The sequence below is a fragment of the Pseudobacillus sp. 179-B 2D1 NHS genome, assembly GCF_045370945.1.
Lineage (GTDB): Bacteria > Bacillota > Bacilli > Bacillales > Domibacillaceae > Pseudobacillus.
In genome coordinates, this window is sequence record NZ_JBIQDP010000009.1 from 90,334 (window position 1) to 110,104 (window position 19,771).

At 42.0% G+C, this 19,771-nt stretch carries 16 protein-coding genes and 1 riboswitch; of the genes, 9 read left to right on the top strand and 7 right to left on the bottom strand.

Translation table 11 applies throughout. The annotated features are described in order from the left end of the window. Positions 1-146: 146 nt before the first annotated feature. Positions 147-353, top strand: coding sequence for a hypothetical protein (locus ACH0BF_RS11160; protein ID WP_406909392.1), 207 nt, complete (start codon positions 147-149; stop codon positions 351-353). A gap of 97 nt (positions 354-450) precedes the next feature. Here ACH0BF_RS11160 and metH read toward each other — a convergent pair whose 3' ends face one another. Together metH and ACH0BF_RS11170 are read right to left on the bottom strand one after the other, a co-directional pair. Further along, entirely contained in the window at positions 451-3,900 is a 3,450-nt protein-coding gene (gene metH, locus ACH0BF_RS11165; protein WP_340856200.1) for a methionine synthase, read from the bottom strand. After that, a complete protein-coding gene (locus ACH0BF_RS11170; RefSeq protein WP_120036339.1) occupies positions 3,878-5,743 on the bottom strand; it encodes a bifunctional homocysteine S-methyltransferase/methylenetetrahydrofolate reductase in 1,866 nt (621 codons plus the stop codon). The genes metH and ACH0BF_RS11170 overlap by 23 nt, the downstream gene beginning before the upstream one ends. 87 nt (positions 5,744-5,830) lie before the next feature. After that, positions 5,831-5,942, bottom strand: a riboswitch (SAM riboswitch). A gap of 146 nt (positions 5,943-6,088) precedes the next feature. Between ACH0BF_RS11170 and ACH0BF_RS11175 the strand changes: the two genes are divergently transcribed. Together ACH0BF_RS11175 and ACH0BF_RS11180 are read left to right on the top strand one after the other, a co-directional pair. Further along, positions 6,089-6,991, top strand: coding sequence for an EamA family transporter (locus ACH0BF_RS11175; RefSeq protein ID WP_340856197.1), 903 nt, complete (start codon positions 6,089-6,091; stop codon positions 6,989-6,991). A gap of 78 nt (positions 6,992-7,069) precedes the next feature. Beyond that, positions 7,070-8,152, top strand: a complete 1,083-nt coding sequence (locus tag ACH0BF_RS11180) for a nitric oxide synthase oxygenase (protein WP_340856195.1) — start codon at positions 7,070-7,072, stop codon at positions 8,150-8,152. A 56-nt stretch (positions 8,153-8,208) separates the two neighbouring features. Here the strand turns inward: ACH0BF_RS11180 and mreBH are convergent, their stop codons facing one another. Together mreBH and ACH0BF_RS11190 are read right to left on the bottom strand one after the other, a co-directional pair. Next, positions 8,209-9,216, bottom strand: a complete 1,008-nt coding sequence (gene mreBH / locus ACH0BF_RS11185; protein WP_120036342.1) for a rod-share determining protein MreBH — start codon at positions 9,214-9,216, stop codon at positions 8,209-8,211. A gap of 263 nt (positions 9,217-9,479) precedes the next feature. After that, positions 9,480-9,989 carry an acyl-CoA thioesterase gene (locus tag ACH0BF_RS11190; protein WP_120038124.1) on the bottom strand — a complete coding sequence of 170 codons (510 nt, stop codon included), beginning with the start codon at positions 9,987-9,989 and terminating at the stop codon, positions 9,480-9,482. A gap of 192 nt (positions 9,990-10,181) precedes the next feature. Here ACH0BF_RS11190 and argF point away from each other — a divergent pair, with 192 nt between their 5' ends. Together argF and gltC are read left to right on the top strand one after the other, a co-directional pair. Further along, positions 10,182-11,138: an ornithine carbamoyltransferase gene (gene argF / locus ACH0BF_RS11195; protein WP_340856193.1), complete on the top strand. Its 957-nt coding sequence runs from the start codon at positions 10,182-10,184 to the stop codon at positions 11,136-11,138. Between the two features lie 111 nt (positions 11,139-11,249). Beyond that, entirely contained in the window at positions 11,250-12,155 is a 906-nt protein-coding gene (gene gltC, locus ACH0BF_RS11200; protein WP_120036344.1) for a glutamate biosynthesis transcriptional regulator GltC, read from the top strand. An 85-nt stretch (positions 12,156-12,240) separates the two neighbouring features. Here the strand turns inward: gltC and ACH0BF_RS11205 are convergent, their stop codons facing one another. Continuing rightward, on the bottom strand, positions 12,241-13,479 hold the full coding sequence (locus ACH0BF_RS11205; protein ID WP_340856190.1) for an aminopeptidase: 1,239 nt from the start codon (positions 13,477-13,479) through the stop codon (positions 12,241-12,243). Between the two features lie 178 nt (positions 13,480-13,657). Between ACH0BF_RS11205 and ACH0BF_RS11210 the strand changes: the two genes are divergently transcribed. After that, positions 13,658-14,065, top strand: a complete 408-nt coding sequence (locus ACH0BF_RS11210; protein ID WP_120036346.1) for a hypothetical protein — start codon at positions 13,658-13,660, stop codon at positions 14,063-14,065. A 2-nt stretch (positions 14,066-14,067) separates the two neighbouring features. Here ACH0BF_RS11210 and ACH0BF_RS11215 read toward each other — a convergent pair whose 3' ends face one another. Beyond that, positions 14,068-14,514, bottom strand: coding sequence for an RrF2 family transcriptional regulator (locus ACH0BF_RS11215; protein ID WP_120036347.1), 447 nt, complete (start codon positions 14,512-14,514; stop codon positions 14,068-14,070). 175 nt (positions 14,515-14,689) lie between these two features. Between ACH0BF_RS11215 and hmpA the strand changes: the two genes are divergently transcribed. Continuing rightward, positions 14,690-15,898 (top strand): NO-inducible flavohemoprotein, encoded by a 1,209-nt coding sequence (gene hmpA, locus ACH0BF_RS11220; RefSeq protein WP_406909394.1) that lies wholly within the window; start codon positions 14,690-14,692, stop codon positions 15,896-15,898. 61 nt (positions 15,899-15,959) lie between these two features. Here hmpA and ACH0BF_RS11225 read toward each other — a convergent pair whose 3' ends face one another. Further along, positions 15,960-17,975 carry a bifunctional diguanylate cyclase/phosphodiesterase gene (locus ACH0BF_RS11225; protein ID WP_406909395.1) on the bottom strand — a complete coding sequence of 672 codons (2,016 nt, stop codon included), beginning with the start codon at positions 17,973-17,975 and terminating at the stop codon, positions 15,960-15,962. Positions 17,976-18,210: 235 nt separating this feature from the next. Here ACH0BF_RS11225 and motA point away from each other — a divergent pair, with 235 nt between their 5' ends. Both motA and motB read left to right on the top strand, forming a co-directional pair. Then, positions 18,211-19,002, top strand: coding sequence for a flagellar motor stator protein MotA (motA, locus tag ACH0BF_RS11230; RefSeq protein WP_120036350.1), 792 nt, complete (start codon positions 18,211-18,213; stop codon positions 19,000-19,002). Continuing rightward, entirely contained in the window at positions 18,995-19,768 is a 774-nt protein-coding gene (motB, locus tag ACH0BF_RS11235; RefSeq protein WP_340856183.1) for a flagellar motor protein MotB, read from the top strand. Before motA ends, motB begins: the two co-directional genes overlap by 8 nt. Positions 19,769-19,771 lie beyond the last annotated feature (3 nt).

Below are 19,771 nucleotides of genomic sequence, written 5' to 3' on the forward strand. Positions count from 1 at the left end.
AAACAGACAATGGCTGGGAGGGGACTTTATTCTTTTTGTGAAAGTCCTTTCATGTCTATAAAAGGCGAGTTTGAAGGAGAACTAAACGTGCAGAAGCTAATTTTTTATTAGCTGTTTAACTGAGAGAAGTTAATAGGACAGTCTTTTTGTCCGCATTTATGGTTTTCTGTATTAGTTTGAGATACATAGAACAATTTATGCCCAAGCAGTTGAATTTCTCTATACAAATGAAATTACCAACTGATTATGCCATTGCTAGAGACCGTGGAGAAACAGATGTCGTGTTTGGTGAAAGTGGGCTAGCTGATGAACTGAGGGGGGATGTCACCAGAGTCCAACAGGACACCGCATGATTGCTTACTCTGTTATGTACTATCTACAAAAATAATGTTTAACGTTTATTTAATAATAAATAAAGAGCACCTCATAGCGAAGGTGCTCTTTGCTTATTTAGTTAACATTAAAGTATCGAGCATCAGGATGAGCAAAGACGATAGCAGAAACAGAAGCTTCTGGTTCCATCATGCATCCCTCGGTTAAGCGGACGCCGATTTCTTCAGGCTGTAGAAGCTTAAAGAGCTTTGTCTGGTCGTCCAAGTTTGGACAAGCTGGATAGCCAAAGGAGAAACGCTGTCCTTGGTACTTGGCGGCAAAGCGTTCTTTCATCGTAAAATCAACAGCATCCGGGAAGCCCCATTGGTCACGCATTTCTTGGTGAATCCGCTCAGCAAATCCTTCTGCCAGTTCTAAAGCTGTCGCTTGAAGAGCATGGCTTTGGAGAAACTCGCCTTTTTCCTTTAACTCAACTGATTGTTCCCGAACACCAAATCCGGCACTCACAACGAAGAATCCAACATAATCCATTTCGCCGCTATCCACGGATTTTAAATAATCAGCCAGACAAAGGAACGGTTCTTTTTGCTGGCGAGGGAATGTGAAGCGTTCAATCTCTGTTTTGCTGTCAGCAGGATCATAAATAATAACGTCATTTCCATCAGACTGGGCAGGGAAGAATTGATAGACGCTGGCTGTTTTTAAACGGCCGGATTGCAGAAAGCTGTCCACCGTTTCTTTCAAAGCAATTGCTCTTTCGTCTTGCTCAGCGAGCAGTTTTTCTACTTTGCCTTTTAACCCAAGGTGATGGCCAATTAATGTTTGGATATTAACATAAGGCTCTAAGTGAGCAACAGGGTAGTCACGCTGAAGGCGTTTCTGCAAGTCACGCGGCACGTAAACAGGAACATCCTGGCGAACTGTTTTCTTTGGCTTTTCCAATACAGCCACAGATGAAGATGGCTTCATCGTTTCCCGGTAAGCTTCTACTTCCTTGCGTTTTTCTTGCTTTTCCTTCAGTTCATTTAAGAGCTCTGTTTTTTCTTCAGTGTTTTGCAGACGTCCGGCAATAGCCAGCCCATCCATCGCATCCTTGGCGTATAGAACTGGTCCTTCATATTCCGGTGAAATTTTTGTTTCTGTGAAGCGGCGGGAAAGTGCCGCTCCGCCAACTAAAATTGGCAAATCAATGTTCGCAGCTTTCATATCCTGGGCTGTAATAACCATTTGCTGGGCCGATTTAACGAGTAGGCCGGAAAGTCCAACCATATCAGGATTTTCTCGTTTTATCGCTTCAATCAATTCAGCAGGTGTCACTTTAATGCCTAAATCGACGACCTTAAAACCATTGTTGCTTAAAATAATGTCGACAAGGTTTTTACCAATATCGTGAACATCACCTTTTACTGTAGCAAGTACAACTTTTCCTTTCCCGTTGTCGTTTTCTTTTTTCTCCATATAAGGCTCTAAAAAGGCAACAGCGGCTTTCATGACCTCAGCGCTCTGCAGCACTTCCGCTACGATAAGCTGGTTATCGTTAAATAACCGGCCAACTTCCGCCATTCCTTCCATTAATGGACCATTAATAATATCAAGCGGTGTATCGAACATCGTCAAGGCTTGTTCCAAGTCAGGGATTAAGCCTTCCTTTGTGCCCTCCACGACATAATAGCTAAGCCGGCCTTCTACTGTCTTCGGAATATCTTCCTCTTTCTTCTCTTTCTTTTTATCACGGTAAAAGTCAGTAAAGACTGCTAGCGTTTCATCATTCGTTTCAAAAAGAAGCTTCTCTGCCATCGTTATTTCTTCTTTTGGAATGGAAGCAAATCTCTCCAGCTTCTCAGTATTTACGATGGCGTAATCGAGTCCAGCTTGCGTGCAGTGATATAGATAAACGGCATTCAACACTTCACGGCCAACAGGCGGGAGGCCGAATGATACGTTGCTGACACCAAGAACGGTTAAAGATCTGGGCATTTTTTCTTTAATTAGCCGGATGCCTTCCACTGTTTCTTCGGCTGAACCGATGTATTGTTCATCTCCTGTTCCCACGGGGAAGACGAGCGGATCAAAAATAATGTCTTCAGGCGGAAGACCCCATTTATTGACGAGCAGGTCATAGGAACGCTCGGCTACTTCCAGTTTACGTTCGCGGGTCACGGCCATACCCGTTTCATCAATCGTACCCACTACAACGGCTGCTCCATATTGTTTTACAAGTGGAAGGACAGCATCGAAGCGCTCTTCACCGTCTTCTAAGTTGATGGAGTTGATGATTGCTTTTCCCTGTGAGTATTTCAAGGCTTTTTCAATAACTGCTTCATCCGTTGAGTCAATGACGAGCGGCACTTTCACCTTTTTCACAACTTCTTGCATAAAGGCTTCCATATCTTCAAGTTCATCACGATCAGGATTGGCAAGACAAATATCAATGACATGAGCGCCGCCCTTTACTTGGGCGCGAGCGATCTCTGCCGCTTCTTCATATTTGCCCTCAATGATCAATCGTTTGAATTTACGGGAACCAATGACATTTGTCCGTTCCCCGATAAATAATGGCCTCATGGAATCATCATAATGAAGGGGCTCAATTCCGGAAACAACATGTTCATGAGGCTGTTCCGGACGTCTGCGTGGAGGGATATTTTCAATAGCAGCCCTCATTGCGCGAATATGATCCGGTGTAGTTCCACAACAACCGCCGACAATATTTAGCCATCCCTTTTCGGCAAAGCCTTTAATCTTGGCCGCAAGGGACGCAGGTGATTCATGATAGCAGCCATTTTCATCCGGAAGCCCAGCGTTAGGATAACAGCTCACAAAGCTTTGAGATAAGGCAGAAAGCGAACGGATATGATCCGTCATAAATTCTGGACCAGTTGCACAGTTTAAGCCGACGGATAGCGGATGAACGTGCTCGATAGAAATGTAGAAGGCTTCGATGTTTTGCCCTGCGAGTGTGGTGCCCATCGGTTCGATCGTTCCAGAAATCATGATGGGAAGCTTTTTTCCAGTAGCTTCAAAAGCACGTTGAATACCAAGCACACCGGCTTTTACGTTCAGCATGTCCTGGCTCGTTTCCATTAATATAACATCGCAGCCGCCATCAATGAGTGCTGTCGCCTGCAATTCAAAGTCTCTGCTCAATGTGTCAAAATCTATTCCGCCTGTGACAGACAATGTTTTCGTTGTCGGACCGATAGCACCTGCCACATAACGTGGATGATCAGGCGTAGAAAATTCATCCGCGCACTTACGGGCAATTTCGGCTGCCCGCTTGTTAATCTCATAAGCCTTATCACCGAGGTTATATTCATTTAACACGAGAGCCGTGCCGCCAAATGAATTTGTTTCAATGATATCGGTGCCTGCTGCTAAATAATCCCGGTGAACTTTTTCGATTACATGAGGCGCGGTAATGTTTAAATACTCATTGCAGCCATCATATTCTTCACCGCCGAAGTCTTCCTCTGTTAAATTAGCTTGTTGTAGCATTGTACCCATTGCGCCATCTAAAAAAAGAATACGTTTTTCCAGTTCTTTTTCAATTGGATATTGTTTCGACATGAGTGATCCCTCTTTCATTCATTTTTCTATCTAACTCTTCGATGTAACGGATCAATTCAATGGACATTTCATAACGCATAAATGGAGTAATAATATAGATACCATTAAACAGCTTGGCCGCTGTATCGATTAATTCCTTGGCAATCTTGACGCCCTCAAGCGCTGCTGTTTCTTTATCATGCTCATAGGCCTTCATTCTAGCAAGCGTTTCGTCTGATAGTTTAATGCCAGGCACTTCATGATGAAGGAATTCAGCATTTCTTGAGCTTGTCAACGGCATGATACCGAGGAAAATCGGAGTCGATAAATGCTTTGTTGCTTCATATACTTCAATAATTTTTTCTTTTGTAAAAATAGGCTGTGTAATAAAGTAATCGGCTCCGCACTCAATTTTTTTCTCTAAACGTTTCACCGCCCGGTCGAGCACACGTACATTTGGGTTAAATGCAGCTGCAACGGAGAAATTAGCTTTTTGTTTTAATGGTTTTCCAGAAAAAGAAATTCCTTCATTCAGTTGCTTAATTAATTGGATAAGCTCCATGCTTGAAACGTCGTAAACAGAAGTAGCACCCGGGAAATCGCCAACTTTCGTCGGATCACCGGTAATAGCCAGCACATCGTGAAGACCTAGAGCATGCAAGCCCATAAGATGAGACTGCAAGCCGATTAAATTCCGATCCCGGCACGTAATATGAACAAGCGGGCGAATGTGATGCTGCATTTTGAGCAGGGAGCCCATTGCTAAGTTGCTGATACGTGGAGAAGCAAGCGAGTTATCAGCCATTGTAATAGCCGCCATGCCAGTTTGCTGCAAGGCTGTGGCTCCTTTAATATAAGCAGCAGTATCCAAGTGTTTAGGAGTATCAAGCTCCACAATAATCGTCCGTTCTTTTTTTACCTGCTCATGGAGCGGCGGTAACACTGGAGGAGTCGGTTCTTTAATAATAATGGGCTTTCTGGCGATTACCTTTTTCTCTGTAATTGGTGCAAGGCCAGCTAATGCTTTTTTGGCCGCCTCAATATGTTTGGGTGTGGTGCCGCAGCAGCCTCCAATAAGACGGACCCCTTCATTGCGAAGGTGAACGGCTGCCTGGCCAAAATAATCAGCCTCTGATTCATAGACGATACGGCCGTCTTCTACATCGAGAAGGCTTGCATTCGGATAGGCTGATAAAAAGGCTTTTTCAGGCAGTGTCACCTCTTCAAATGCTTGGATTGTATGATAAGGGCCGAGGCGGCAGTTAACGCCGACAATGTTTGCCCCGAGGGATTCGAGCTGATTGAACGCCTGATTTAACGAGAGTCCGTTTTGTAGAATGCCAGGTTCATGCATGGATACTTGAGAAATAATTGGCAGATCTGTAAGTTGACGAAGCAGTTGTAAAACGGTCGTTAATTCTTCAAAGTCATAATACGTTTCTAAAAGGAAGCCATCAGGTTCTTCCAGTAAGATGGCTTCTGCCTGCTGCTGAAAGGCCGCTTCAATGTCGGCAAGGGAGGCGCTGCTTTTACGGATTCCACGGATGCCGCCGATGGTCCCGAGTACGAAGCGTTCTTCAGAGGAAGCCGCCTTTTTTGCTATCCGCACGGCTGCTTTATTTAATTCCCGTACACGGTCCTCCATTCCATATCTTGCAAGCTTTAGAGCATTGGCGCTATATGTATTCGTTTGGATTACATCCGCGCCTGCTTTTATATATTCGCGATGGATTTTTTCAATGATTTCTGGCTTTTCTATATTAAGTTCCTCGTAACAAAAATCGATGCCGTAGGAATAGAGGAGAGTGCCCATGGCTCCATCAGCTGTCAGCACTTCGTTTTGCAGCCGGTCTAATAATTTCATGTGGTTCTTCCTTTCCGTAACTTTATTCTAATCATAAGAAAAAGCCTTCTTAAATTAAGAAGGCTTTACATTGTCAATGTCTGATCCTTCTTATCTCTCAAACTGATTAGACAGTTTGCTGGATTTAGCACCTAGGCCCGCTAGCGGCTGGTTGCTGAAGCTTCATAGGGCCAGTCCCCTCAGCTTCTCTTGATAAGAAATATACCTATATACAATTAGTAAGATAATTGAACATATCATATCTCTTTAAGAGGATTTAGTCAATAGAAAATTTTGAATATTCCCAGAGGATTGTCGAACAGAAGGAGGCGGGATATACTTTTATGAGATAAAGGAGGAGTCAGGTTGAATCAGCTTCGTTATTCATTATTTATTTTGGCAGGGGCATGCAGTTATGGTTTTCAAGCTTCAATCGTCAAGCTGGCAACGAATGCGGGATACCCGGCTGGCCAGATGACCGGTTCACAATATATCTTTGGACTTTTGCTGATGATCATCCCTTTCATGATAACCAAACGCATAAAATTACAGGTTAAGCAAATAGTACCATTGCTTGGGCTCGGCGTTTTATTAAGTTTGACAGGCGTATTTTATGCAACAAGTATTCAAGAGCTATCGGCTTCAATCGCCATTGTTCTGCTTTTTCAATTTACTTGGATGGGGATTCTCATTGAATCCGTTTATTTAAAGGCATTTCCATCTGTCACAAAGATCATCTCGGCTGTCCTTTTATGGGCAGGAACGCTGCTTGCCGCCGGAATTTCTTCAGAGGGAATCAACTGGGCAGACCATTCAAAGGGCTTTATTTCTGGTTTCCTTGCCGCTTTAACGTTCGCATTGTTCATTTTCTTTAGCGGAAAAACAGGAAAAGAAGTACCGGCTATTCAAAAAAGCTTTGTTATTTCTATTGGTGGGCTGGTAACGGCTTGTTTATTTGTATCGCCAGCTTTTGTAATAGATGGGACGATGACTGGGGGCTTGTGGAAATATGGTTTGCTTGTCGGACTGTTGGGCGTTCTTGTACCGGTTGTTCTCTTTGCGCTCGGTACCCCGTATGTTGACTCAGGAATGGCCACTATTTTAGGTGCTGCAGAGTTGCCTGCAGCGATGATTGGCGCTATGTTCATTGTGGGTGAACATTTAACCGGTGAACAGGGGGCTGGCATTGTGCTCATATTGATCGGGATTGCTGTGCCGCAATTGCGTAGGAATGGAAGAGTCCGACCGAAACAGCTTTCCAGCAGTTGATTTCCGCAAATTGTCACAAAGCCGAAAATAGAACAATGATATACTGTGAGTAAATGCTACTTACAGGACGGGAAATAGATGAATAAACAGTTATGGAAGCAAGCAAAAGAATTTATCACAGTTTGTTATCGGGAATTAGGCAAATCGGATGAAGAGATAAAAGCGCGGCTGTACGAGATCAAAACAGAAATTGAGGGAACAGAAAGTTATACTCAAACTTATGAAGAACTGAGCTATGGAGCGAAAATGGCCTGGCGCAATAGTAATCGCTGCATCGGACGGCTATTCTGGCAAACGCTGCACGTGTTCGATAAACGAGAAGCTAAAACAGAAAAAGAGATATTCGAAGCCCTCAGCCGTCATGTAGAATATGCGACAAATCAAGGGAAAATTCGTCCGACTATTACAGTTTTTCGTCCGTCTTCACCCCATCGGGAAGACATTCGCATTTGGAACCATCAGTTAATTAGATATGCGGGGTATAAAACAGAGACGGGAATAAAGGGAGATCCTGCTTCTATTGAACTGACCTCTATGTGCCATAAGTTTGGCTGGCGAGGGGAAGGAACTAATTTTGATATCCTGCCCTGGATTGTACAAATAGGCAAGCAACCGCCTAAGCTGCAAGAAATCGATAAGAAGCTCATAAAGGAAGTAAGCCTTATTCATCCGATATATGATTGGTTTGCTGAGCTGCAATTAAAGTGGTATGCTGTTCCAATTATTTCGGATATGAAGCTGGAAATAGGAGGCATTGAATACAAAACAGCTCCTTTTAACGGCTGGTATATGGGAACGGAAATTGGCGCACGCAACTTAGCTGATGAGTTTCGTTACAATCAGCTTCCAGTTATTGCGGAACGGCTGGAATTGGATATTCATCGAGCCGCTTCTTTATGGAAAGACCGGGCGCTACTTGAGTTGAATACAGCTGTTCTTCATTCGTTCCAGCAGGCGGGGGTAAGTGTTGTAGATCATCATACAGCCGCGCAGCAATTTAAAACTTTTGAACAAAACGAAGATCGGGAAGGTAGGCCAGTGACAGGTGATTGGACCTGGTTAATTCCGCCGATGTCTCCAGCTGCTGTTCATATTTTTCACAAAGAATACGATAACTCAATCCAAGCACCTAATTATTCTTATCAGGACCGGCCTTACTAAATTAAATGAAAAGCAGCCGCTTGAACGGCTGCTTTTTTGTGCATAGATATGTAATTTTAGCCCGTTACTTTCTGCAGGCTCTTCATTACATGGAGCGAGCGTCCGGTACCAATGGCAACAGACTCTAGTGGGTTTGGAGCTAAGTGAACAGGAACGATAATTTCTTCACTAAGCCAATCTTGCATGCCATTCAACAAGGAGCCGCCGCCGCTAATGACTACGCCCCTGTCTACAATATCACCGCTTAACTCAGGTGGAGAGTTTTCTAAAGTAACGCGGATCGTTTCTAAAATGGCTAGCAAAGATTCTTTAATAGCTTTTTGAATTTCATAAGAGCTTACTTCAATTGTTTTTGGCAAGCCGGTAACGAGATCACGACCGCGTACGTCCATTACAAGTTCTTTATGATCAACTAAAGCGTAGCCAATTTCCATTTTTATTTTTTCTGCTGTCCGTTCACCGATAAGGAGGTTATACTGCTTGCGTACGTATTGTATGATGTCTTCGTCGAGTTTATCGCCGCCGATACGGATGGAATTACAGGAAACAACGCCTCCATAAGAAATGATAGCTACCTCGGTTGTACCGCCGCCAATATCGACGATCAGATTGGCAATTGGTTCTTCTACGGGCAGATCTGCTCCAATAGCAGCAGCGACAGGCTCTTCAATTAAATGAACAGACTTGGCCCCACTGCTTTTTACTGCATCCTGAATGGCTCTCTTTTCGACAGAAGTTGCACCAGAAGGAGTACAGACGACGACGCTTGGCTTACGAATATTGAACCCTAATACTTTGCTAGCTTTTTTCATTAATCCTTTAAGCATTTCAGAGGTAATATCAAAATCCGCAATTACACCATCCTTCATTGGGCGAGTTGCAATAATCCTTCCCGGAGTTTTCCCAATCATATTTTTAGCTTCTGTGCCAATAGCAAGCACTTTTCTCGTCTCAGCGTCGATAGCTACCACGGACGGTTCATTAACAATAATCCCTTTATCTTTACTGTAAACGAGCAAATTGGCTGTCCCTAAATCTATTCCGATTTCAATTTGTCCAAACATGATCATTCCTCCAAATGGCAATCCTCTTAAGTTTCTTCCATAAATATAAGGATGAACAATTCTCCATGTATAGGGGACAAAATAAGGAAAAAAGAATGTTACAATGTGACTTCGATTGTTACAATGTTTTTCTGCTATAAAGATAACTATTAGCTGTATAAAAAGGAAAAAAACAAATTTCACTGTTAACAAATCTTAATTTTTGTAAACTAAAAAGCCGCTGAATGAGAGCGGCTTTCTCAATTTTCTTCCATATAGTCCGTCTATTTTCCTGCAGACGAAAAAAACTCCACAAGCTCTTTGCTATATTTTTTGCGGGCCTTTCGATGGCTTGCTCGATTGGCTGCTGTTTCATTCAGCCATTTTTCTTCATCCGTCTCAGGTACCACCTCAGGAATGGAGGACGGCCGTCCTGATTCATCGAGAGCTACAAAGGTTAAAAAAGAAATAGCAGCTACTTCTTTTTCCCCTGTCATTAGATTTTCTGATAAAACTTTCACGAACACTTCCATGCTAGTTGTGCCTGTATAAGTTACCATGGCTTCGAGGGTTACTGCATCTCCCACGCCAATTGGCTTAAGAAAATCAACAGAGTCTGTCGAAGCGGTGACTACTGCCTTTCTAGCCAATTTTGTCGCTGAGATGGAAGCAATATCGTCTATATAAGCCATTAGTTTGCCGCCAAACAAAGTGCCGTGATGATTTGTGTCAGGAGGAAGGACGTAACTGGTTTTAATAGATAACGTGTCTTTCATAGGTCTTTTTTCTCTCATATACAGCACCTCGCTAATGATTTCATACACGTAGTATACCCTATGTGAGCGAAAATCTGTTGTTTTCTTAAAAAATAGGATAATTCAGAAATTATGGTTGTATTTTAATTAGTTTTAATGTATAAATATTAAATAAGATTATAAATAAAGAATGGATCTGTAAATAAAAATAATATCTATGAGGTGAAGAGAATGATAGTGACGGATATAAAGAATAGCCAGGTGTTAAAGGGGAAAGATTTATTAAAGCTTGCAGATTATACGCCAGAATTAATCGAGACACTTATTTATTTAGCAGATGACATGAAAAAGAATAAGGAAAACTATTTGGAAGCTTTAAAAGGCCAGCTGCTCGGAATGATATTTGAAAAGCATTCCACACGGACTCGTGTTTCCTTTGAAGCGGCGATGATTCAGCTTGGTGGCCATGCGATGTTTTTAAGCTCGAATGATATGCAAATCGGACGCGGAGAAACAATCGAAGATACTGGAAAGGTGTTATCGGGTTATTTAGATGGCATCATGATCCGTACACATAGCCATTCAAGAATTGAAGCACTTGCCGAAGCGGCAAATATTCCAGTCATTAACGGTTTAACTGATTTGTATCACCCATGTCAAGCGCTTGCCGATCTTTTGACTGTATATGAAATAAAGGGGAAATTTAAAGGGCTGAAAATGGTGTATGTTGGAGATGGGAATAATGTTGCCCATTCATTGATGATCGGTTCTGTCATGGTGGGCATGGATTTTACATTAGCCACACCAGCGGGCTACGAAGCAGCACCGCAAATAATAGAAATGGCTAAAGGGATTAGCGAGCAGACAGGAGCGAAGCTAGAATTTGTTGAAAACCCACAGGAAGCAGTAAAAGGAGCCGATTTTATCTACACGGATGTATGGACGAGCATGGGGCAAGAGGATGAAGCAGAAGCCCGTTTAAAAGCATTTGCTCCTTATCAAGTGAACGAACAGCTTATGGCCCTTGCCAATCCGGAATGCAAATTTATGCATTGCTTGCCAGCCCACCGTGGCGAAGAAGTTTCAGGCGAGGTAATGGACGGGGAAGCATCCGTCGTGTTCCAGCAGGCCGAAAATCGGATGCATGCTCAAAAAGCCGTTCTTTACAGCGTGATGAAAAATAAATAGAAGCTTCCATTGAACGGACTGTTATCGGTCCGTTTTTTCTACTTATAAAAAGATATCATGGTAAAATAAATAAAACAGAACAACAGAAACGGCTGAAAAGGTGGGGGCAGAATGGAGCTTCGGCAAATCAAATATTTTATGGAAGTGGCAAAAGAGGAGCATGTTACAGAAGCAGCTCACCGCTTGCATGTGGCTCAATCCGCAGTCAGCCGGCAAATTGCTAAGTTGGAAGATGAACTTGGAGTGGAGCTGTTTTTGCGTGAAGGGCGGAACGTCAAGCTGACTTATGCAGGAAAAATTTTTTTGCAGCATATGGAAACCGCTATGAATGAAATTGATCGGGCCATCGCGGCTATAGATAATTATCTTAACCCAGAAGTCGGAAAAATTCGGCTTGGATTTCCTACCTCTTTAGCTACAACGACATTGCCGCGCGTAATTTCTGCTTTTCGAAGTCAGTACTCTGATATTGGTTTTGATTTTCATCAAGGGTCGAATAAAGAGCTACGGGATCTGGTGGAGAGAGGAGAAATTGATTTTGCCTTTGTTTCTCCAGTACCGGAAAGCACACCCGAGATTTCTACCCAAGTTTTTTTCTCTGAGAGCATGAGAGTCCTGCTTCCTAGTCATCATAGGTTAGCAAAAAAAGAAAGGATTAACTTGCGGGAACTGATGGATGATCAATTCGTTTTATTCCGCACCGGCTACGACATGAGAAAGCTCGTTATTGAAGCATGCCGGCAGGTGAATTTCGAGCCCAAGGTCGGTTTTGAAAGCGAAGATGTATATACGATTAAAGGGTTGGTAGAAGCAGGATTGGGAGTCAGCCTGCTTCCGGAAACATTGCTCGTTGAACAAACTCCCTCTGGAACAGTTAGCTTGCCTGTCGGCGTACCGCAAGTAATGAGAACGGTCGGAGTCATAGCAACGAAGGTCCGCACTTTGCCGCCTTCCGAAAAGCTATTTTATGATTTTCTTATTGATTATTATCATCGCTTAAACCAATTTAGCCTCTAAAGCTTCATACAGTGTTAGACATTAATGAATGAACAATAGGCAAAAAAGGCTGTTCCTCGTCGATGCCAGGGAACAGCCTTTTATATTAAATGCCTTCTGCCCAATTTCCGTTTCGGAAGATCGGCTCGCTTTCTCCATTTTCTTTAATTCCGTCAATATTCATGTTTTCTGAGCCAATCATAAAGTCAACATGAGTAATACTCGTATTTAGCCCGTGCTGTTCCAATTCTTCCTGTGACATCGATTTACCGCCTTCAATACAAAAGGCGTAAGCACTGCCAATAGCTAAATGGTTAGAGGCATTTTCATCAAAAAGTGTATTGTAAAAGAGAACATTCGATTCCGAAATAGGTGATTGATGAGGAACGAGGGCGATTTCGCCAAGGTAATGAGAGCCTTCATCTGTTTCTACCAATTTTTTTAACACTTCTTCGCCTTCCTCTGCTTGTACGTCAGTAATGCGCCCATTTTCAAAAGTAACTTTAAAGTTGTTAATAATGTTACCGCCATAGCTTAATGGTTTTGTACTTGACACATAGCCATCCACACCTGTTTTATGAGGAACAGTAAACACTTCTTCTGTTGGCATATTGGCCATAAACTCATGGCCTTTTTCATTGATGCTGCCGGCTCCGACCCAGAGGTGTCCATCAGGAAGTTCAATCGTTAAATCCGTTCCTGGTGCAGTGTAATGGAGCTTTTTAAAGCGCTTCTCGTTTAGATAATCTACTTTCTTATGCAACGTTTCGTCGTGTGTTTTCCAGGCCTGGACAGGGTTGTCTGTATCGGCACGGACGGCTTTGAAAATTGCTTCCCAGAGAGCGGGGACTTGCTCTTCCTTTGGAAGGTGAGGGAAGACTTTTTCTGCCCATGCTTGTGAAGGAGCAGCGATAACAGTCCAGCTAACTTTGTCAGATTGAATATATTGACGGTATTTTTTCATTGCCTGTCCGGCTGCTTTTTGGAAGTTGGCAATGCGCTCAGGATGGACTCCTTTTAATAGGTCGGGGCTGGAGGAAACGATAGACATAAATGCCGCGCCCTCTTCTGCCAATTGTTCAAGCATTTGAACGCGCCATTTGGGAAACTCTGTGAACGCTTCCTCTGGAGCCAAATCATACCTCAAGCGGGAGACTGTATCATCATCCCAATTTACCTGTACATTTTTTGCGCCTGCTTCATACGCTTTTCTTACAATTAATCGAACAAGTTGGGCGGAGTCGATAGATGTGTTAATAACAAGCGTTTGGTCTTTTTGAATGTTGACCCCTACTTTTACTGCTAACTCGGCATACTTTTCTAGCGTTTGCTCGAAGTTTGACATATGTATTCTCCTTTTTAATCAGAATAGTGAATATATTCTATTGTAACAAGAATGAAAGGAGAGACAAAATTTTAGGCTGAAAAAATTGTTTTTATGTTCTTATAGGGAAATTTTCTTTTTAAAAAGGTGTTCGTTATAATATAGGCGACAGGAGTGTCAGGAAAGAGGGGGAGAATAGGTGTCTTATCACGTTTTGCTCGTGCGAACGGCGGCTATTTTTGGTTTCATTGGGGCGATGATGGGCTCTCATATGGCAGGTGCAGGTTCTTATGCTTTCCGGCCGATCCATGCTCATATACTCGTTGTTGGCTGGCTAAGCTTGTTCGCTTTTGCTGCTTTCTATCGGATGTACGCGGTGCCGAGAAGTTCCAAGCTTGCAGGCGTGCATGTATGGAGTGCAATAATCGGTGCCATTGGGCTGACAGCAGGTATGTGGTTGTACCATATAAAGCCTTTTGGGTTGCCCGAAGCTTTTACGACAGTATGTTATATCGTGGGCGGCTCCATTTTATTGTTTAGTTTTTTATTATTTGTGTTTGTGTCATTTAAATATGGAAAAGATACTGATAAAGCCCCGAAGATGTAAGTCTAGTCTTCGGGGTTTTTTAACAGTAAGCTGCGCAGGGCTTCCGGATTGGCTGCCAGGTCTTTCAGCGTGTAGCGGTCAAGTACAGAGAGATATGCTTGCAAGGCCTGAAAGAGGACGTGTTTCAAACCGCATACTGAGGTGATCGTACAGCGATTCGCTTCGGGATTAAAGCATTCCACCAAATGAAAATCATCTTCTGTTTGGCGGACCACTTTACCGATATTAATCTCTTCTGGCGGAAGAGCAAGTCGGATGCCGCCATTGCGTCCACGGATAGTTTCAATCAGCCCGAGCTTGCCCAGCTCATGGGTCACTTTCATTAAGTGGTTTTTCGAGATTTGATAAGCTTCTGCTATCTCTTTAATATTCGATAGCTCATCTTCCCGCTTAGAAGCTAAAAAGATCAATACGCGCAATGAATAATCAGTATAGAGAGTCAGTTTCATGTGTTCACCACTACCTTTGTCTTATGTTCATTATATATCCGGGTACGTGAGGAATCAAAGAATGTGAACATTTTATTACACAAATCAAAAAGCGTTGATTTGATCGCAAAAAAGGATTATAAATAAGATGTATTTAAAATACATCTTTTAAAACTATCTTATTGGAGGGCTTAATATGCTATCCCAAAAAACTATTGATATCGTGAAATCTACAGCTCCTGTACTTGAAGTAAAAGGGAAGGAAATTACTACCCATTTTTATCGAACAATGTTTCAGGACCATCCGGAACTTTTGGATATATTCAACCATGCCAATCAGGAAAAAGGCCGTCAGCAAACAGCACTGGCCAATACTGTGTATGCGGCAGCAAAATATATTGACCAATTGGAAGTGTTGATTCCCGCCGTTAAGCAAATTGCTCATAAACACCGTAGTTTGGCAATTAAACCGGAGCATTATCCGATCGTTGGTGAATATTTATTAAAAGCAATTAAAGAAGTTCTGGGTGACGCAGCGACAGATGACATTATCAATGCGTGGGCAGAAGCATATGGGGCTATCGCAAAAGTGTTTATCGATACAGAAGCCCAACTGTACAATGAGGCAAGTGAACAGCCAGGAGGCTGGTTAGACTTTAAAGAATTTAAAGTTGCAGACAAAGTAGAAGAAAGCTCTCTTATTACGTCTTTTTACTTAAAGCCAAAGGATGGCGTGCAGCTACCAACTTTTCACCCAGGACAATATATTACTGTCAAGCTTCACATCCCTGGTGAAGAACATATTGTTAATCGACAGTACAGCTTATCAGCCGCCCCTAATGGTGAGTACTATCGTATCTCTGTAAAACGCGAGGCAGATCATCAGCCGGAAGGAAAAGCGTCTAACTACTTGCATGATCACGTAAATAAAGACGACATCATAGAAGTAAGTGCACCTGCCGGAGACTTTTATCTTGATGTAGACAATAAGGCACCAGTTGTATTAATCAGTGGAGGAGTTGGAATTACTCCAACAATGAGCATGCTTGAAACACTTGCAGCAAACAACAGCAAACGTGAAATCGTCTTTATCCATGCTGCACGTAACGAAGAAGTACATGCTTTTAAAGAGCATACTAAACAATTGGTAAGTGAACTAGAAAACGCTCGGGCATATGTGGCATACGGAGAGAAAAAGAAGGAGCAGACCATTTGCGATGTGGAAGGACATATTAGTGCAGACTTCTTAAAAGAAGTTGTTCCTTCAAACAGCATCTGCTATGTTTGTGGTCCAGTGCCATTTATGGGAGCCGTTATTGGACATTTAAGCAAAAATGGCATTCCAGAAGAGCAAATTAAATTTGAATTCTTCGGGCCAGCGGTTCAGCTCCAGCAAGCACAATAATCTAAAGAAAAAAGCCGGACTTCCTAAGTCCGGCTTTTTTCTTTACACAGTTTTTCTCTATTTATACAGCGCGGAATTTTTTGAAGAATTCATCTAATTCCTGTGCTTTTAATGGCTTGCTAATATTGTAGCCTTGTATCTCATCACAATTTAACGAAATAAGCGTTTGTAACTGTTCTTTTGTTTCTACTCCTTCTGCCACAATATGCAGCCGAAACAATTTTCCCAAATTAATGATCATTTGAACGAGTGCTTTTCCTTCCGGAGAAGTATTAATATCATCAATAAAGGACTTATCAATTTTTAATGAGTGAATGGGCAACTTCTTTAAGTAAGTCAGTGAGGAAACCCCCGTACCAAAATCGTCAAGAGCAATAGAAATACGATCAGCTTTCAGACGCTCAATCACACTCACTGCTGTATCAAGATTTTCCATAATCGATGTTTCAGTAATTTCTAATTCCAAGTGTTTGCTATCTAAGTTATATTTTTTCAATATGCTTGTGACTGTTCGATGTAAGGCATCAGACAGAAACATAGGAGCGGAAATATTTACAGCTATCTTTTCAAGCGGGTGGTTATTGTTTCTCCATTCTTTCATTTGTCTGCATGCTTCATTTAAAATCCACTCCGTCAGTTCAGTAATAAAACCATTTTTTTCGGCAATAGGAATGAAGATGGAAGGCGGAACAAAGCCGAATAATGGGCTAGTCCAGCGAACAAGCACTTCGGCGCTCATAATCTTTTTCTGTTTCACATTATATTTAGGCTGATAGCATAAGTAAAATTCGTTGTTCTGCAGCGCTTCTCTAAAACTCATAGCTATTTGCCTTTCTTTTTCGTTATCATGCGTTGTCGGAGTGTAAACGACGATTTGATTTTTGCCATTCCGTTTAGCAAAGTATAAGGCTTTTTCCGCTGCGGCATTTAACTGTTCGAATGTGATGCCATGGGCCGGAGCAAAAGAGATGCCGGCAGAGGCTGTCACGGTAACTGGATGCCTATTAATCACAAACGGATCAGATAGCTTGTTGAGCAAGTTTTTTGCTTTTTCCAGCGCCTGCTGTTCGGTGTACTCTTCAATGAAAAGTACGGTAAATTTGTTTCCTTCCATTCGGCTTAATAATCCTTCAGCGGGGATGAGCAATTCAAGCCGATTGGAAAAAGCCTTCATTAGCAAGTTGCCATTTGTAAACCCGAACGTTTCGTTTACCCACATAAAGTTATCAATATCCAGCATGATTAACATGATTGATTTTTGTTGTTCCTTTAAATAAGAATCAGCGGTCACTTGAAGTTTCCGACGATTGGGCAAATCAGTCAGGTCATCATAATAAGCGAGTCGCATGGCGGTTTGTTGATCAAAAACAGCGATAGCTAGGAAAAAGATAAAGAGCAGGCCTAGCATAAAGAGAACGAGAAGAATGAGCGGCATGGGCTGTTCAACATGATGGCCATTATTAGTAAGGTGGCTTGCCATTGAAAAGTTGGCTGCTTTCATACCAGTGTAATGCATACTGGCAATCCCGAGTCCCATTATTGTGCTTGCGATCAATTTATAAGAAAGTTTTTTCTTTTTGTTAAGCGAATAAAAAATATATAGTGACGCATAGGAAACCATGGCTGCTATGACGATGGACAAGAGGACGAGAGGCAATTGATAAGAAATGCTCGCATGCATTTTCATCGCGCTCATTCCCAAATAATGCATAGCTGCAATGGACAAACCGATAAGAAGGCCAGCGATTACAATAGTTCTGGTTTTTATTACTCTGTTATGGAGGGTGTAAAAAGCGATGCCCGAAGCTCCCGCCGCTGGGATCATTGATAGAAGAACCAATCCGATGTCATAATCAACATCAACTGGCAAGGAAAAAGCCAGCATGCCAATAAAGTGTACGGACCAGACGGTTAAGCCCATAGATATAGCAGCAAGAGATATCCACGAACTTCTCTTTTGACCACCAGAGGAAGTAATCCGTTCATTTAAATTTAACGTAACAAAAGATCCAAAAATGCCAATGATGATGGAAAGAAGAACGATGTCGCCTTGATAAAACTCTGATAAAGTTTTCATTTTATAGACCGTCTTTCTTTGTTTTTAGAATAATAAATAAAAATCTAGTAATAGCCAAAAAAATAGAACATTTCCTGTAAATATTCGACAAAAATATACGATATATGTATAGTATCGACTTTCTTTTTCTTTTATTAAGTCTTTTTACCTGCAAAATACTTATGAAAATGAATATAAAAAATTTTTTTTAAACCGATATTAGATATACAAAAATAAAAATACAGGGTGAATGAGAATGGATAAAAGTACAATTATAGGAATTATTCTTGGTGTTATCGCTGTTGGGGTAGGGATGGTGTTTAAAGGGGTCAGTCCAACAGTATTAATTAATCCGGCCGCACTTTTAATCATTTTACTTGGAACTGTCGCAACTATTGTGATCGCTTTTCCATCGAGTGAATTAAAAAAGCTGCCTAAGCTTTTCGGCATTATTTTTAAGAATAGAGAAATCATGTCTCCGCAAGAAGTCATCCGGCAATTCACTGGATGGGCAGAACTTGCAAGAAAAGAAGGATTGCTTGCTCTTGAGTCAAAGGTGAATGAAGTGGATGAACCATTTTTGAAGAATGGATTGAGCTTAGCTGTCGATGGACAAAATGCGGATTATATTCGTGATGTGATGAATGAGGAGCTTTCTGCAATGGAAGAACGGCATAATGCTGGGGCGAGCATGTTTGTTCAGGCAGGAACGTATGCACCAACACTTGGGGTACTTGGAGCAGTTATCGGTTTAATTGCAGCTCTTGGTAATATGAATGATACAGAAACGCTTGGACATGCTATTTCAGCTGCTTTCGTAGCAACCCTATTAGGGATATTTACCGGTTACGTGCTTTGGCATCCGTTCGCCAATAAGTTAAAGCGGAAGTCTAAACAAGAAATAAAAGTAAAAGAAATGATGATAGAAGGAGTTCTCTCTATTTTGGAAGGCGAAGCTCCGCGAGTGCTTGAGCAAAAGCTATCTTCTTACTTGCCTGCAGAGGAAAAGCGGAAACTAATTGAAGAAAGCGGCGAGCAAAATGGGTAAGCGAAAGAAACATCAAGAGCATGAACACATGGATGAATCGTGGCTCTTGCCTTATGCTGACTTGTTGACGCTGCTGCTCGCTTTATTTATCGTTTTATTTGCAATGAGTTCTGTAGACGCGAAAAAGTTTCAGCTTGTTTCCCAAGCATTTAACACGGCTTTTCAAGGAGGAACAGGCGTGATGGATTATCCGGAGTTATCCCCGCCTGAAACAACTTCTCAAAGTAAGTCTAATGATAAACAGTTGTCAGGATTAAAAGAACAGGATAAGAAAGAACTGGCTCACATGCAGCAGAAAATTAATCAATATATCGTAGATAATAAGCTGCAGAATAAAGTAGAAACAGTGTTAAGTGGAGAAGGTCTTTTGCTGCGTATACGGGACAATGTGTTGTTTAATTCGGGTGTAGCCGAAATTAGGGAAGAGGATAAAAAAGCAGCGAGAGAGATTTCTAGACTGTTAGAAATGGATTTGCCCCGCATGGTTATTATTAGCGGACATACCGACAATATTCCGATCAAAACAGCAGAGTTTGAATCAAACTGGGAGTTGAGTGCGATGAGAGCAGTCAACTTTATGAAAGTCATATTAGAAAATAACAAGCTTGATCCACGCCTATTTAGTGCAAAAGGATACGGTGAATACCAGCCGATTGCTTCAAATGAAACAGAAGCGGGCAGAACAAAGAACCGCCGTGTAGAAATATTAGTATTGCCGCAAGGAGAAACAGAAAATAACCAGCAAGTTCCCGCTTCAAAAAACTGAGCC

What these genes read in the sequence shown, in the direction of transcription:
- ACH0BF_RS11225 (WP_406909395.1), bottom strand. Translation starts at nt 17,975, where the DNA reads ATGAAAACTTTATCAGAGTTTTATCAAGGCGACATCGTTCTTCTTTCC.
- ACH0BF_RS11205 (WP_340856190.1), bottom strand. Translation starts at nt 13,479, where the DNA reads ATGTCAAACTTCGAGCAAACGCTAGAAAAGTATGCCGAGTTAGCAGTA.
- ACH0BF_RS11215 (WP_120036347.1), bottom strand. Translation starts at nt 14,514, where the DNA reads ATGAAACTGACTCTCTATACTGATTATTCATTGCGCGTATTGATCTTT.
- mreBH (WP_120036342.1), bottom strand. Translation starts at nt 9,216, where the DNA reads ATGTTTGGACAAATTGAAATCGGAATAGATTTAGGGACAGCCAATTTG.
- gltC (WP_120036344.1), top strand. Translation starts at nt 11,250, where the DNA reads ATGGAGCTTCGGCAAATCAAATATTTTATGGAAGTGGCAAAAGAGGAG.
- motA (WP_120036350.1), top strand. Translation starts at nt 18,211, where the DNA reads ATGGATAAAAGTACAATTATAGGAATTATTCTTGGTGTTATCGCTGTT.
- ACH0BF_RS11190 (WP_120038124.1), bottom strand. Translation starts at nt 9,989, where the DNA reads ATGAGAGAAAAAAGACCTATGAAAGACACGTTATCTATTAAAACCAGT.
- metH (WP_340856200.1), bottom strand. Translation starts at nt 3,900, where the DNA reads ATGTCGAAACAATATCCAATTGAAAAAGAACTGGAAAAACGTATTCTT.
- ACH0BF_RS11180 (WP_340856195.1), top strand. Translation starts at nt 7,070, where the DNA reads ATGAATAAACAGTTATGGAAGCAAGCAAAAGAATTTATCACAGTTTGT.
- ACH0BF_RS11170 (WP_120036339.1), bottom strand. Translation starts at nt 5,743, where the DNA reads ATGAAATTATTAGACCGGCTGCAAAACGAAGTGCTGACAGCTGATGGA.
- motB (WP_340856183.1), top strand. Translation starts at nt 18,995, where the DNA reads ATGGGTAAGCGAAAGAAACATCAAGAGCATGAACACATGGATGAATCG.
- argF (WP_340856193.1), top strand. Translation starts at nt 10,182, where the DNA reads ATGATAGTGACGGATATAAAGAATAGCCAGGTGTTAAAGGGGAAAGAT.
- hmpA (WP_406909394.1), top strand. Translation starts at nt 14,690, where the DNA reads ATGCTATCCCAAAAAACTATTGATATCGTGAAATCTACAGCTCCTGTA.